Genomic DNA, 16,232 nt, shown 5'->3' on the forward strand with positions numbered 1-16,232 from the left:
ATCTAGGATGAGATAATTTGTGAAGTAAAATCCAAATTCAAAATATATATCTTGAATTTCATAAATTGCCTCTTTTGACAAATACGAATTTTTTGAACAATCCAAATATTTGCCATGATTAGTTTTGATGATAAAGGCTATTTTTGGTTCAAAAATCTATCAAAGGAGTAGTTAAGAATATCAGGGGTATGAAAAAGATTAAGATTTACAATTGAATTGCAAAATATATTTTGGGTGAGTATTACCCACCCAACAGAAGACAACCTTGGTGTCTTTTGCCTTCTACCTTTTGACCGTACTAATTTTAGATTTTAAATTTTGGATTTTGGATTATTTTTGGTTCAAGCCCAGCCTCTGGTGGGCGGAACAAATCGCGCAATCGTCAATCCAAAATCTCCAAGCTGCATCCCCTTTTGGGTGCAGTCAATCCAAAATCGTCAATCCAAAATCTAAAATTGTTTGACTGTTGACTATGGACTAATGACTATCTACCAACAAATCTACTCATTAACTGCATAGCATCAGTGATATCTACATCACCATCGCTGTCTGCATCTAAGAAAGAATTTAATACAGAATTACCCCCACCTTGAGGATTTTGAGCATTAGCACCAGATTGTAAAAAGTTTAATACTAAAGGTACGATGACTGGCAATAATTGCTGAATTGTACCAGCATCTAATCCTGTGTGTTGGGAAGCTGCCTGTGCCACCTGTTGTTGGATATTAGGAGAAAAAAGGGAATTGACGGCTTGAGGGTTAGATGAAGTTCCTGCATATTGATTAACGAATGTTTGTGCAGCTTCATTACCTTCTGTGGCTTGCTTCTGTTGTAAGGCGGAACGTACATAGTTACCTACCACACCTACCACAGATTGCATTGTGGAAGGATTTGTGCCAGTTGTATTACTTAGCTGATTGACTGTGCTGATGATGTTTCCCAATTGACCTAAACTACCTTGTTGATTGGGATTATTAACAGCGCCGAGAATTTGATCAAACAGTCCCATAAGTATTTTTCTCCCTTGATTGTGCTGTCATAACTGTAGAAAAGTTGTAGTTATTATGAATAAATTTACTTAGCAAAACCAGAAACTTAGGGATGAAAAATAGAAATAGTTAAATTCAAAATTCAAAAATAAGAATTTCTCAGCACTCTCTAATAAAAGAACGATTACGCCCTTGGGCTTTGGCTTGATAAAGGGCTTGATCGGCAGCTTCCAACAAGTCTAAGGGAACTAGCTTAGATGTAGGAATTACCGTGGCAATGCCTATACTTAGGGTGATGCGGTATTCTATAGGCGAGGCGGTGTGAGGAATATTCAATTTTTGGACGGCTTGATGGATTTCTTGAGCAACCAAAGCCGCCCTCTCAATATCAGTATTAGGTAAAATGACTACAAATTCTTCTCCACCATAACGAGCTGCTATATCCGTGGCATGTTTGACAGTTTGTTGCAATGCTTGGGCGACTAGGCGTAAACAATTATCTCCGGCTGCATGACCGTAGGTATCATTGTATTGTTTGAAATAATCAATGTCACACAAAAGTAGTGAGACATAATTTTCTTCTCGCAGGAGTTGTTGCCATAAACAGATCAGCTTGTTATCAAAACAGCGACGATTGGCAATACCTGTAAGTTGATCAACCATTGCCAGATTTTGCAATTCTTGGTTGGCGGTTTGCAATTGATGATAAAGTTCTGATTGTTGGATAGCGATCGCTACTTGTGTTGCCAGTTGTTGTAATAGTTCGCTTTCCCAAGGTTGCCATTCACGAGGGGCGCTACAATGATGAGCAACTAACAGACCCCAGAGGTTATCACCTTGTAAAATAGGTACAACTAACTTGGCTTTGACTTGCATTTGTTCTAGTAATTCGATCTGGTAAGGCACAAGGCCTGCGGTATAAATGTTGGGAGTGACTTTAATCGTACCCTGTTGATAAAATTGCCCTTTGGATTTCACAAAGTATTTATCTGTAATTTCTTGATTTAGCAGTGATTGCCAACCTGGGGCTACAGACTCGGTAACAACTACACCACTCCAATCTGGGTTAAAACGGTAGATAATAACACGATCGCTTTGCAAAAATTCTCTGACTTCGGCAACTGTTGTATTCAATATTTCATCTAAATTTAGGGATTGACGGATATGTTGAGCGATCGCATAAATCATCCGTTCCCTTTGTGCTTGCTGTTGGAGTGCTTGCCCTGCCTGTTTTTGGGCAGTAATATCTGTAAATGATGCAACTACTGCATAGGGTGTTAGTTCATCTGGCTGAAATAATGGTTGGGAGTTAATTGAAATCCAGGTAAGGCTGCCATCAGGTTTTTCTACTCCCATGATGATGTTGTATTGGGGTTGCCCAGTTTGGAGGGTAACAATAGCTGGATGAGTATCGCCTGGGAAGGGTGAACCATCCTCATGAATAGCCTGCCATTGCGGATCGATGGAACATAGCCCCATTATTTGATCAGTTGTTAATCCTAATATTCTTTCTGCACTCTGGTTACAAGCAGTAATGCGTCCATCGGCTTGCTGTAACACAATCCCTTCCGCCATTGTTGTAATCACAGAACGATAGCGTTGTTCACTTTCCCTCAATGCTGTTTCTGCCTCGATGCGTTTCACCATTGCTGCTTGTTGTTCGCTGATATCCCGTGCAAAGGCGAAATTATATTCTTCTCCATTAAATTCTACATAGTTAAGAGTTATCTCCACGGGAATAAGCCGACCATCTTTAGTGCGATGTTGGGAAATAAAGGTCATGTACTTTTGCTCTTTTAGTTCTTGCCAGTGAGAAGCCCATGCCTGTTGAGGAAAATCAGGATCTAACTCATAAACATACATTGACTCCAACTCAGCACGAGAGTAGCCCAGCAATCTACAGGCTGCTTCATTGACGCGCAAAATCTTGGCATTTCGGTCAATCCAAGTTCCAGAAATGCCAATACACTCAAAGGAATAATCTGTTAGCAGGAGGGTTTTTTCTAACTGCTTGCGATCGCTGATGTCTTCAAAAATGTATAGTCTGCCAAAATACTTATCCCTCTCATCCCGAATTTGGCTAGAAAAGCGGCGAATTGTACGTCCATCGACAAATAAAATTTCATCCTCAATCGTGCAACGGTTGTCTTCCGATTGCAACGGTTTACAAGATTCAGCAAATTTCGGCACATCAACAATTAAGGCTGCACAATCAGGAATGATGTCATGATTTTTCAATTCTCCTGAACTCATCCTGGCTTCTAGATGTTCAATTCCCCAAATCTCACAAAAGCGGTGATTGAAGTAGAGAATTTCATCGGTGCGATTATCTACTACAAAAAATGCCAGCAAAGAAGTATCTGTCATGGAACGTAATAAAGCTTCCTGCCAGCGCAACTCCTCCTGGACAAGCTGTTGTTTGGTTTCTTGATTGATATCATCTGTGAGTTGGGTTGTTCCCTCCACCAACATCGCCAGCCGTCCATCTTCTATTTGCACTCCCGAACACATACAGCGAACAGATACAGGTTTCCCTTCTAGATAAAATGTCCAATTTTCAGCGATGGTTTTGCCTTGCTCAAATTGATGTAGATAATTTTGCAATCGAATGCGGGTAGGTTCGGAAATATTGCTAAAGTCGCGCTGAAGTAAATCTTCTCGGCTTTGGGCATTCCAAATATGTAGTGATGCTTTGTTTGCCCACCACATTTGCAAGTTTTGAATGTCATAAATCCAAATTGGTGTTTGTAATCGTTCAAATGCCTTTAGGTCTGCAACTGAAATAATTTGGGTAAATGTATTTTCTTCAGTCAAGATTTTCTGACAGTTTTGCTGTCTACTTTTTTTTGAAAAGTTAAATTGTTGTGTAGTTTGCTCTTGTGGCGACGATGCTAAATTACGAATAGCAATACCAATTTCTGTCGCTACTAATTTTAAAAACTCAATTTCTAAAGCAGTCCATTCACGCGGACTACGGCACTGTTGAGCAATCAACAAACCCCATAGATGAGAAGATGATGAGGTTTGTCCATCAATTACTTGACAATTAATCAAAATTGGTGTTAATAAATTAGCTCGAATTTGCAATTTGGTCAGTAAATCCTCATAACAGAGATCGAGTAGTTTAGCATCAACATCTTCAATTACACAAACTCGTCCGGCTCGATATTGGTCTACACATTTAGACTGAAAACAAGGCTCATAAATTAATTGCCCTTGAATTGATATACATTGACAGCTAACAGATTCTTGCTGAACTAAGCGATCGCCATCGGGTAGAAAACGATAAATCACTACGCGATCGCTTTCTAAAATTTTTCTGGATTCGCTGACAATTATCTTCAAAATCTCATTCAATTGGGATGACTGATGAATTTGTACAGCTAGTAGCATCCTTATTTGATAAAGGATGTGTTCCAGACCAATTCCAGTACTGGATAGGCGATTAAATACCATAAGACTAGTAAAAAACCGAGTTTTATAATCTTACTGAAGAAGCAGTAATTATACATATATTTAATTTGAATATTTATTGATAAAACACAGTAGTTTTAATAAAAAAACAGAGGAGGCAGAGGGCAGTTGACTGTTGTTTTTTCTCTTCTGCTCCCCCATCACTCTCATCACCCGGTTGGTGAGCGTAGCCGTACCACTCCGTGGAAGCAAGCTACGCGGAGCGTGGCGTTTAGCCACACCACATCTCCCCTCATGTCATACTTGCAACTGATGTCAAGATGAGAAAAAGCTGCTGAAATGAATATATAGTTACCCTACCGGAGTAATGACAGACCGCGTATTAATCCTTGGAGGAAGGGGGCGGATTGGTAGCAGTGTTGCCGAAGATATAGCCACCCATACCCAAGCCCAAATTACAATTACAGGACGCTCCCCAGCGACACAGAAGGATATTACCTTACCTTCGGGGGGGCAAGTAGAGTTTCTGGTGCTGGACTTGGCAGAAGTGGACAGGTTGACAGATGCGATCGCCAACTCTGATTTAGTCATCCACTGTGCAGGCCCTTTTCACTACCGGGATGCTAATGTTCTGAAGACTTGTATTGAACAAGGGGTTAACTATTTAGATGTTAGTGATCACCGTTCTTTTACAAGTAAGGCTCTAAAATACCATGAGGAAGCCCATGCTGCTGGTGTAACAGCAATTGTAAATTCTGGCATTTTTCCAGGTATTTCTAATAGCATGGTACGCCATGATGTGGAGCAACTCGACCAAGCAGAAAAAATACATTTAAGTTATTTAGTAGCTGGTTCTGGTGGTGCTGGCATTACAGTTATGCGCACTACCTTTTTAGGATTACAACATCCTTTTGAAGCTTGGTTAGATGGCAGGTGGCAGATAGTTAAACCCTATAGTGAAAGAGAAGTAGTTAACTTTCCTGCTCCCTACAACAAGTGTGGGGTTTATTGGTTTGATATGCCAGAAACCTTTACACTACCTGAAGCTTTCCCTGGTGTAAAAACAGTTATTACAAAGTTTGGTTCAGTTCCCGATTTTTATAATCATCTCACTTGGATTGCTGCTCACATTTTTCCTAAATGGTTAATGCAGCGTCGAGGGATGATTGAATTTTTATCTCATGTCAGCCATTTGATGACAGATGTGACGAATAATTTTAGTGGTATTGGTGTGGCAGTGCGCTCAGAAGTTACGGGAATAAAAAATAGTGAGCAAGCTGTTTACTGCTCGACTTTAGTACATGAAAATACTGCTGTAGCTTCTGGCTGTGGCACTGGTAGTCTGGCTCAATTTCTCCTAGAAGGAAAGTTAAAAAAACCAGGGGTCTGGCCTGTAGAAGAAGCACTATCAACCGATTTGTTTATGGAAGCAATAGCAAGTCGAGGTATGCAGATTAATCATCATTGGTTGTAAAAACTAATTGAAAAATCGTCTGCACTAACTCTTCTGGTTCCACAGGCTTAGAAATATGCTTTTGGAAGCCGACTGCTAAGGCTTGTTGTTGATTGATTTCTCCAGCGTAAGCCGTGAGTGCGATCGCAGGAATTTTTCCCCCTTGTTGCGGCAACCATTGTCTAATTTGTCGCATCAGGGAATAGCCGTCCATTTCTGGCATCCCAATGTCAGATAATAGTAAATCTGGGACTGACTGATTTAAGATAGTTAAAGCCTGCTTTGCTGAGGAAGTCGTGGTGACTTGTGCGCCAACTTGCGTCAAGATAAACTCGGCTAATTCTCGCATATCTGCATCATCATCTACCACCAAGATTTTTACACCTGTGAGGTCTGTTGTACTACTTACTTGTGGATTATTACCAGATAACTCTTGCTTGACAAAGTTTAACGGTAGGCGGACAGTAAAAGTTGCGCCTAAATCCTGTCCGGGACTGCTGGCTTGGACTGTTCCCCCGTGCAGTTCAGTGAAATGACGAACGATCGCCAAGCCTAACCCCAGCCCACCAAACTTCCTTGTCGTCGCCCCATCTTCTTGGCGGAAATATTCAAACACATAAGGTAAAAACTCTGGAACAATACCCTTACCATTATCTTTAACTTGAATTTGGGCATAGTTATCAACCTGTTCCAGTTCCACCTCAATTTTGCCACCAGAGGGGGTGAACTTGACGGAGTTGGCAAGGAGGTTCCAGAAAACTTGTTGTAAACGGTTCTGATCGCCAACAACAGCGCCGACAATGGGGTTGAGTATAGTCTTGATACTGATGTTTTTAGCTTCTGCTGCCAGTTGTACAGTTTCTAATGCCGCCTCAATGGTAGTAGTTAAATTAACTGGGGCGGTATTTAACGTCATTTTACCCTGGAGGATGCGAGACACATCTAATAAATCTTCAATCAGTTGGGCTTGCAGCTTGGCGTTACGTTCGATAGTTTCTAAGGCTATCTCGACTTTTGCTGCATCTAGCCGCTTAGTGCGTAACATTCTTGACCAGCCAAGGATGGGATTGAGGGGCGATCGCAATTCATGGGAAAGTACAGCCAGAAATTCGTCTTTGATGCGGTTGGCGGCTTCGGCTTTGGTGCGATCGCGTTGCGCTTGCCGATACAATTGAGCATTATCAATTGCTAAGGAAGCACGATATGCCAACTCCTGAGCTAGTTGCAAGTAGCTTCTGTCATAGCGTTGTCCAGACTCGGCAAAAATAAAGGAGATAACACCAAGAATCCGCGTTTGGGTTCTTAGTGGTACAGTCATTGCCGATTTAAACCCTACCTGACGTAAAATTTCTAAATGTTCTGGGTCACGGGCTGCTTGCACCAATAACTCATCGGGAATATCAGATAATAAATCTGGCAACCCAGTCCGCAATGTAAATGCTGCACCTCTTGCATCCTTGGGATTGAGAGGATATTTATGTCTAATTTGATCAGCCCATATCAATTTATCAGGGTTAGTGTGAGCTACGGCAATCTGATCGATAGAGCTATCGTCTGCAACTATATGAACTGTACACCAATCTGCTAACTCCGGGACTGCCAGTTGGGCGACTCGTTCTAGGGTGATTTGATAGTCGAGGGAAGAAGCTAACACTTTACTAGCTTCTGAGAGAAAACGTTGACCTTGTTCTAATCGGACTTCTTCGGTGACATCTAAGACGTAAGCTAAAACTTCTTCTACTTGATTATGGGCGTTCTTTGTGGGTAAGTAATAGACATTGTAGTAACCAGGTTGGCGATCGCTCCGTTGAGGTAAATTAATCGGCAATTTGGGTGAGATGAAGCGATTGCCTGTAGTATAAATATCGTGAAATATTTGCACAATTTGAGGATCGGATTGACCAAATATATCAGCAATTGTACGTCCAAAGTGTTGTTCTCTGGATAATCCGTTGATTTGTGCTAAGGCTTCATTAATGGTAACGTATCGCTGTTGATTATCAAATAGAGCAATTCCGATGGGAGAGGTTTCTACAATAGTTGTGAGTTGGCGTTGTGCAGCTTGTGCTGCTGCTAATGCTTGCTGCAAGCGTTCTTCACTTTTTCGCAAAGCCTGCTCAACTTGTTTGTAATCAGTAACATCACGGGCAATACCTACTACTGTGGCGACAGTTCCATCACTGGCAAATTCTGGAGCAAGGTGCGACTGATACCAGCGAATACCTGTATCTGTAGGAAAACTAAATTCGATAGTTTGTTCTTTACCTGTATCAAATACCCGTTGTAAAATCTCATGCCAAAAGTTACACAGTTCTTCTGGCATACCTAAATCAGTATTGGTCTTACCAATAAATTCTTCTGGCGGGATACCTGTAATCAATCCTACAGCCGGGCTGACGTAGAGATGACGAAACTCTCGGTCAATACGGCTAATAATATCTGGGGCAATTTCCACCACCATTTTAAAATCTTGCTCTCGCTGTTGTAGTTCAGATTCTAGTCGTTTACGTTCTGTAACATCTTCAAGCACGACAACAGCTGCCACAATCTGTCCCTGATGATTTAAGATGGGTGCTGAATTGACATTAATAAAAATACACTTCTGGTCTGGCCAACATAGCCGCATTTCTTCGTTAGCAACGACTTCACCATGTGAGAGCGATCGCGGTAGTGGATACTCGTAAGGAGCATATATTGTCCCATCACGGTGAAAAGCATGAAACGGTACAATTGGTTCATATTCTGCCAATTCCATTGACTGTTCAAAGTTATACCCCAGAATTTGTTTAGCTTGTTCGTTAGTCAGAACCAATTTACCCGAAGCAGCATCAGCAATCATCACACCCGTAGGCAGTTGTCGTAATACCGCTTCAAACTGAGTGCGTTCTATTTCCAGTGCTTGTAATAACCTTTCCTTCTCAATTTCCGCCTGTTTACGCTCTGTCACATCACGGAAATAAACTGCTATACCCCCCGCAAACGGGTAAGCATTGACTTCTATCCAACACTGAATCGGTTCTCCAAACTCTTGCCAAGAAACTGGAACTTGTTCGGCTACAGCTCGGTGTAATTCCTCATAAGCCAAACCACCAACTAGTTCAGGAAAAACTTCCTCCCAAACCTGTTTACCAATCAGTTCTGCTGGGGTTTTGTTGAGGATTTTGGCTGCGGCATGGTTTACGTAGGTGTAGCGCCAATGATGATCAAAGGCAACAAAAGCATCTGTAATACTCTCAAGAATTTTTGTGACTCGGCGCTCAGTTTCTTGCTCGGTGACGAGTTGGGTATGCTGTTGTTTTTCAGTTGTATCTCGACTAATGACGATAACTGAGATCGGCGTTCCCGCATCATCCAATTCTGGCACTAACCGAGCTTGATAGAACCGGACACCATAGGGAGTAGCAAATTCAAATTCGATTTCCTGTTCTTGAGCGGTTGTAAATACTAGGCGTAAGTTTTCTTCCCAAAATAGGTAAATGGGGTCTGACATAAATTCAGACATGGATTTGCCCAAAACCTGATCCCGTGAACACCCCAGGATTTGCTCACCCATACGGTTAACATATAGGTAACGGATTTGCTGATCGAAACGAGCGATCGCATCTGGAGCATTTTCGACTATGGCTTCTAACTCCTGCTTTTGCCGTTCCAAGGAGGCAATTACCTGTGCTGTGTCTTCTTGATTTTCCAAGCTCCGGGCGAATTGTTCAATCAACTCTGAGCGCGAAATCCCTCGCCTGTGCGCCTCCTCATCAAGCGATCGCCACGCTGTATCGGTCAGAGAGACACTAAATCGTTGCTTTTTCTCCGAGTCCCAATTACTAACAAACTTACCAGTGGTGTCACGCTTCATGAAGATTCATCCGTATACATACACGGTTTCTTCTATTCAACCTGAGTTACTTGCAGATCAGGATCTTCCTTAAGGCTGAGGTTTTCGCCCAGAAAAAGTTTAACTACCAAGTGTTTGCAGAATTGAGGCAGGTAAATTTACCAAAGCCTTAAATTTCTCACCCTAACATTTTACTAGTATCAATTAAATATGCACATTATTTATGACTACTTTCCTCTAAATCAATGCAATTATCGATATATTCAACATATTGACTTGATAATTTTGTCAGTTATAATGTCGTTTGATTTCTACCACACACTCTTGCACAAGCAACTGACTGATTTTTTCCGAGACTTACACTTACCAGTGATAGATATGAATGCAATAATTATGACAAAAGTCATGGACTTATCTATGACTTTTGTCAGAAGATTTTTTGTAGCAAAGCATTTTTAATAGTTTACATAAAGCAGGAAAGTGAAGCTCAAAGCTATTGCTAGCTAATTGTATTCATCAATTAGAATCTATCTATTTCAGATAAAATAAGACTGAAATATCTCTTGGCTAAGTACTGCAATAACTTATTTAACTACATACGTAGTTAAATAGTTTTGTTAAATTTTCCTGCTTTAGCAAACTTTGTTAGTTATAACCCTTACTGTTTATAATTTTCTAGCTTAAAAAAGGAGAATAAATGAGTTATTACAACTTTAATGACCACTTCTGGTCTCCTAAAACTGTATGTCCGCAAAAATCATTAGTAAAATCTAAAGAAACTGCTAAACAGATAAGAAAAATCAAGATACTTTTATATGTAGTATGTATTGCGATATGCACACCGTTATTATTCGGTATGTACTCAAGACTAACAAGCAAAACCTCTAAAAATCCTCTTGTGAATGTTGATAATAGTAATTGCTTGATACTTACCAGAAATCAAGGAATGCAGCTTTACTGCTCTAGCACACAACCGTAACTAAGTATAAATTAATTCAAAATTCAACTGTCAAAATTAATACAACTACCAAAAAGTGTGGGGTTTTAAACCTAATTTTTTTCATAAATTAGTTAATAAGAAAAGGGTGTTGTTAATCCATATCAAAAAATTATAAAACGCTCTAAGAGGTTATTTATAAAGTAACCATAAAATTCTTGTAAGGTGTGTTAGGCGCAGACTTTGACTATAGGTTCTCATGGAAAATCTGATAGAAGCGCCTAACGCACCGCTAGATTAGATATTGCCTTGTGCTGAAGCCATCAAGCACCGTACTTAAGATTTACTTTATAAATAATCTCTAAGGCAGTTTTTGCTGAAATTTAAGTATCCATAGTAGGGTGAGTAGTGCAGCGCCAAAAAACTTTATCCCCTTGTGGTAGAGTTTTTATTTGCCTGAATTTATCCCAACGACTCCAACAATAATTAAAATCAGAGACATAAACTTAACTAGAGTCATAGACTCACCAAACCAAATCAAACCAATAGTAGCAATTAAAGCAGTACCTAAACCAGACCACACTGAATAAGCAATACTAATGTCAATATTCTTCAGTGATAATGTCTGAAAAGTAAAACAAAGCCCATAAAAAACAAATATCAAAACCGAAGGCATCAATTTATTAAAGCCATCTGACAACTTCATACAGGTTGTACCAGATACTTCAAAAAGGATAGCCACAAGTAAATAAATTAAACTTATTGACATATTGTAGTGTTTTTTTGACAAAACAAAGATTTACTGTCAGCAGAAATACAGCAAGTTTCCAATATGTGAGTTATCCCATAATGAAACTATGCTGCATATAATTGTCTCCGCTTCCTAGCCATCTTAATAATTTATTTTTCACAATTCTGCTAGTTGAACAACAGCTATTAATAGTTTCTCTGTGCCTCTGTGGTAGAAATCGATTTAACCACAGAGACACAGAGTTAAGACATTTTTAGGAAGGGATGTAGGGCTATCCGAACATATAAAATTTGGGTTTACCGTACTTAAGGGTTAACGATTTAATTGTTCGGAAATCATCATTTACTAGGTGATACAAACCGAATTTACTCTAGTTATGTTTCTGAATATGTTGAGAACAAATCAAAGATAAAACATACAGATGATTCCCAAAAGGGACTTTAGAGGAGATAAAAATATGGCAGTTGTACGTTGGAACCCTTGGCAAGATTTAAACGCTTTACAACATCAATTGAATCAGTTATTTGAAGAAGATATGCTACCTGCTACACTCTTAGACAGAACCTTAATCAGAGTTCCGGCTGCTGAACTACACGAAACAGCAGAAGCAGTTCACCTGAAGCTAGAGATTCCTGGAATTGACGCTAAAGATATAGATTTACAAGTCACAGAAAAATCTGTTCATATTAGTGGCGAACGTAAGTCTGAAACCAAGACTGAAGAAAAGGGCGTGGTCAGAAGCGAATTTCAATATGGTAAATTCCAACGTGTAATTCCTTTGCCTGCACGTATTCAAAATACCAATGTCAAAGCAGAATATAAAGATGGTATTTTGAACTTGACACTACCTAAAGCCGAAACAGAAAAGAACAAGGTAGTGAAAATTAATGTAGAGTCTATCGGTTAATTACTTTGTAGGGTAGATAAACTATCTACCCCATATAGCAAACAATAATCCATCCCCATCAGGGTGGATTTTTTGTATATATCGGCGTTTAATCACTTGTATTTTTATTTCTTCCTTGAATACAGCAAATACAGAAATGCTTATGATGTATTTTTTAACTGAAAAATCTTATGAGAAAAAGAAAAGCCTGGATATTAACGATGCTGTTTACAGCAATGTTAGTCATCAGCATTATCACAGGTCATAGTCATTCACTACAAGCAGCATCATCTGTAGGTAAAGATTCGCTGACAATGATTACTTCGCCAGATTATCCCCCTTATGAGTTCTATGATACTAAAGGAGGAAATCGGCAAATCGTTGGCTTTGATGTCGAGATTGCTAATACCCTAGCTCAGAGATTAGGGTTTAAACTTCAGATTATGGAGTCTGATTTTAATGGTTTAATTCCTGCACTGCAAGCAAATCGGGCTGATTTTGTCATGGCTGGGATGACTCCCACACCAGAACGGCGGAAAAATGTCGATTTTTCGATTATTTATTACGAAGCCAAAGATACCATTGTTGCACCCAAAACTAGTAACCTCAGACAGCCGCAAGATTTGGTAGGTAAAACAGTCGGGGTACAGTTGGGAACTATTCAAGAACAAAATGCTAAAAAGATTGCAGCCAAGTTTCCAAGTATTCAACTCAAGCAACTTAATAGAGTTCCAGAGGCCATACAGGAAATCAAATCAGGGCGTATCGATGCGGCTATTGTTGAGGATACCGTTGCTAGGGGATTTGCTCAAGCCAACCCAGAGTTAGAGTTTAACGTGATTCCTTCAGAAGAGGGTAGTGGATCGGCGATCGCATTTCCTAAAGGTTCCCAATTAGTCGCACCATTTAACCAAGTCCTCCAACAAATGCGGGATAACGGCGAACTAGAAAAGTTAGCTACTAAATGGTTCTCCCAAACTACCGCCACCGATGCAGTATCTACACCACCAGCTAAAAGCGGGTTAAATCTCGACTTTAGGCGAATTTTGCCTGACATTCCCTTTATTCTTAAAGGTATCCCTCTCACATTATTGTTTACCCTGTTATCAGTATTTTTAGGGTTAATTTGGGGTACAGTCCTCTCTTTATGTAAAATTACTGGTATTCAGCCCCTCATCTGGGTTGCTAACGCTTATACCTCCGTATTTCGTGGTACACCTTTACTTTTACAGTTGGCGTTGGTTTACTACGCTACACCCCAACTTACAGGCTACGATATCTCAGCCTTAGAAGCAGGAGTATTAACTTTTACTCTCAACTCCGGCGCTTATATGTCCGAAACCATCCGGGGAGGAATACAGGCTGTAGACAAAGGACAAGCCGAGGCGGCGATGTCGATGGGTGTTCCCTACCGATTGATGATGTGGGATATAATTCTGCCTCAAGCCTTAAAAAATATTCTGCCTGCGTTGGTAAATGAGACTATCGGACTATTGAAAGACTCGGCTTTAGTTTCAACAATTGGTGTAGTAGAAATATTACGTAGCGCCCAAATTGTCGGGGCAAACAAGTATATTTACTTTGAACCTCTGCTGTTTGCTGGGTTAATCTACTATGTTTTAGTTATGGGTTTGACCTACAGTGCATCAGTTTTAGAAAGGAGATTGAGACAAAGTGAGTAAGGTAGTTATTCGTACAGAATCTTTGTGTAAATCCTTTGGCAAATTGGATGTACTGAAGAATATTTCGACGGAGATTTATCAAGGGGAAGTTGTCGCCATTCTGGGCCCTTCGGGTTCGGGTAAGTCTACATTTTTACGCTGTATGAATTTACTAGAACGCCCCACTAAAGGTAGAGTCTATTTCCATGATGTAGAAATCACCCATCCCAAGATAAATATTGGTAAGGTGCGTCAGCAGTTGGTAATGGTGTTTCAACACTTTAATTTATTTCCCCATCTGACGGTAATAGAAAATGTTACCTATGCACCTATTAAAGTCAAAAAAGTAGATGCTAAGTTAGCCAAAGACAAAGGCTTGGAGTTATTAGCCAAGGTGGGGTTAGCCGAAAAAGCAGATGTTTACCCATCTAAATTATCAGGGGGACAGAAACAAAGAGTAGCGATCGCCCGTGCTTTGGCGATGGAACCAGAAATGATATTATTTGATGAACCTACATCTGCATTAGATCCAGAAATGGTGAAGGATGTTTTGTTAGTCATGCAGGCTTTAACACAAACAGGCATCACAATGGCTATAGTTACCCATGAAATGGGATTTGCCCGTGAAGTTGCTAGTCGAATTATGTTTCTTGACCAAGGTACTTTAGCTGAGGATACTACCCCTAGCGAGTTTTTCCAAAATCCTCAGTGCGATCGCGCCCAGCAATTTTTAGAAAAAATGCTTTAGTCGTATATTGCTGTGGGAGTGGGGAGTAGGGAATAGGGAGTAGGAATATTATGTCTGAACGCAACTTAGTATTACAAATTAGTGAGGATATTTCCTTTATTCAGAAATAACACTTAATTAGAAAACACTTTCATTACCTTAAATTATAAAGAAGAAAAAATAATTTTATGCACATATACGTAAGTGTTATATATATAACTACATATAATGAACAATAGTCATAGTACTGTTTTATAGTGTGTCCCATAAAAGCTAAATCTTGAAATACAGACGATATAAAGGCTTTTTAGATTTTGCTTGATAAAAAAACGGAAACTCTTAACTGATTGCGGAGATAATAGGTAAAAAGAATACAAAACTTCCGGATTAATTTATGAAGGAGTCGAGAAGTTATACAGCAATATATTGTAATAATGGCTCTTGGCTTATGTATCTTTTGAACATACCCGGCAATCCAACTGTGGCTATTTCTCAAGAAGAATTGCGATCGCTATTAGCACAAATTGAAGTTGAGTTACATCGCAGCCAAGTATATCGTCGTGTTGTCGCTAGGTTGCAAACATTGTTAGGTGTAGCTGGCGAACAAGCCAAAGTTTTATGTAAAGCAGTAGGTAGAGAAGCAATTGGTCTAGCATTTCAGCAATTTGCTCAACAACATGAAATGATTGCACATATTGATCAACCTGCTGATAATAAAGAGACTGCAAGTATAGACACCCCCACCCTGACAGAATTACCCTTGTCAACAACCGCTAAGGAACCATCAACTGACTTGACACAACCAACCTTAGTTAATCAAAACCCAGCAACAACAATAATTGAGTGGTTCAAAGCAGATAAAAAACCATCAAAAACTGAGCTAGCCAAAGAAATGGCAAATAAAGAACGCTTAGAAGTCATGTTGCAAATAGGGCAACAGCTAAAACAAGCCCGTGAGCATCAAAATTTAAGCTTAGGGCAACTCAGCATATATACACATATTTCTATTGAACAAATGGAAGCTGTGGAAAATGCTAATTTTGATTTATTACCCGATGATGTCTATGTGCGTGGATTTATTCGGGTAATGGGAAATGCTTTAGGCATAAATGGCACAATTTTAGCTGCTTCTTTACCCAAGCCACAGGCGAGTAAATCAGTCATACCCTCTTGGTGTCAGAGCAAAAATAGCAGCAAACCATTCAATCTTGAAATACGTCCTATGCACTTATATCTAGGTTATACCGCTCTTGTCGCTGGAGCCGTAGGTGCATTATCTTGTATTTCTCAACAAGCCAATCCCAATAGTTTAGTTGATGCAGACACCATAATTTTACCCACCTCATCCACTTTGCAATCACCACAAAAACCTGAAGCCAGAACCACATCAGGCATTCAATCTACCGATATTGGGGTAAATATTGGTAATAACATTGCGCCACCAGAAGCGTTTTAGTCAATAGTCAATAGTCCATAGTCCATAGACAAAATGCAGTGATTTGGCTACGCGATAATCGAGCGGAGTCGAGATTCACCAACCAGAGGTAGAATTTCCTAATTTTGAATTTTGAATTTTGAATTG

Annotated in this window: 9 protein-coding genes; 5 read left to right on the top strand and 4 right to left on the bottom strand. The window is 39.9% G+C overall.

The window, feature by feature from the left end:
* Window positions 1–484: 484 nt before the first annotated feature.
* Both NSMS1_RS30350 and NSMS1_RS30355 read right to left on the bottom strand, forming a co-directional pair.
* Window positions 485–1,009 carry a DUF937 domain-containing protein gene (locus NSMS1_RS30350; RefSeq protein ID WP_224088965.1) on the bottom strand — a complete coding sequence of 175 codons (525 nt, stop codon included), beginning with the start codon at window positions 1,007–1,009 and terminating at the stop codon, window positions 485–487.
* Between the two features lie 139 nt (window positions 1,010–1,148).
* A complete protein-coding gene (locus NSMS1_RS30355) occupies window positions 1,149–4,382 on the bottom strand; it encodes a diguanylate cyclase domain-containing protein (RefSeq protein WP_224088996.1) in 3,234 nt (1,077 codons plus the stop codon).
* 388 nt (window positions 4,383–4,770) lie between these two features.
* Between NSMS1_RS30355 and NSMS1_RS30360 the strand changes: the two genes are divergently transcribed.
* Entirely contained in the window at window positions 4,771–5,877 is a 1,107-nt protein-coding gene (locus tag NSMS1_RS30360; protein WP_224088998.1) for a saccharopine dehydrogenase family protein, read from the top strand.
* On the opposite strand, the gene NSMS1_RS30365 is transcribed toward NSMS1_RS30360, so the two are convergent.
* Together NSMS1_RS30365 and NSMS1_RS30370 are read right to left on the bottom strand one after the other, a co-directional pair.
* Window positions 5,858–9,709, bottom strand: coding sequence for a PAS domain-containing protein (locus NSMS1_RS30365; RefSeq protein ID WP_224089000.1), 3,852 nt, complete (start codon window positions 9,707–9,709; stop codon window positions 5,858–5,860). The two genes, NSMS1_RS30360 and NSMS1_RS30365, sit on opposite strands and share 20 nt — an antisense overlap.
* 1,364 nt (window positions 9,710–11,073) lie before the next feature.
* Window positions 11,074–11,394: a DMT family transporter gene (locus tag NSMS1_RS30370; RefSeq protein ID WP_224089003.1), complete on the bottom strand. Its 321-nt coding sequence runs from the start codon at window positions 11,392–11,394 to the stop codon at window positions 11,074–11,076.
* Between the two features lie 439 nt (window positions 11,395–11,833).
* Between NSMS1_RS30370 and NSMS1_RS30375 the strand changes: the two genes are divergently transcribed.
* The 4 genes from NSMS1_RS30375 (at window position 11,834) to NSMS1_RS30390 (ending at window position 16,106) form a co-directional block, all read left to right on the top strand.
* Window positions 11,834–12,283, top strand: coding sequence for an Hsp20/alpha crystallin family protein (locus tag NSMS1_RS30375; protein ID WP_224089005.1), 450 nt, complete (start codon window positions 11,834–11,836; stop codon window positions 12,281–12,283).
* A 170-nt stretch (window positions 12,284–12,453) separates the two neighbouring features.
* Window positions 12,454–13,944, top strand: coding sequence for an ABC transporter permease subunit (locus NSMS1_RS30380; RefSeq protein WP_224089007.1), 1,491 nt, complete (start codon window positions 12,454–12,456; stop codon window positions 13,942–13,944).
* Window positions 13,937–14,671, top strand: a complete 735-nt coding sequence (locus NSMS1_RS30385) for an amino acid ABC transporter ATP-binding protein (RefSeq protein ID WP_224089009.1) — start codon at window positions 13,937–13,939, stop codon at window positions 14,669–14,671. Before NSMS1_RS30380 ends, NSMS1_RS30385 begins: the two co-directional genes overlap by 8 nt.
* 427 nt (window positions 14,672–15,098) lie before the next feature.
* The gene (locus NSMS1_RS30390; protein ID WP_224089010.1) at window positions 15,099–16,106 is read left to right on the top strand and encodes a helix-turn-helix domain-containing protein; all 1,008 of its coding nucleotides are present in this window, start codon (window positions 15,099–15,101) and stop codon (window positions 16,104–16,106) included.
* Window positions 16,107–16,232 lie beyond the last annotated feature (126 nt).

The sequence above is a fragment of the Nostoc sp. MS1 genome, from assembly GCF_019976755.1.
Lineage (GTDB): Bacteria > Cyanobacteriota > Cyanobacteriia > Cyanobacteriales > Nostocaceae > Trichormus.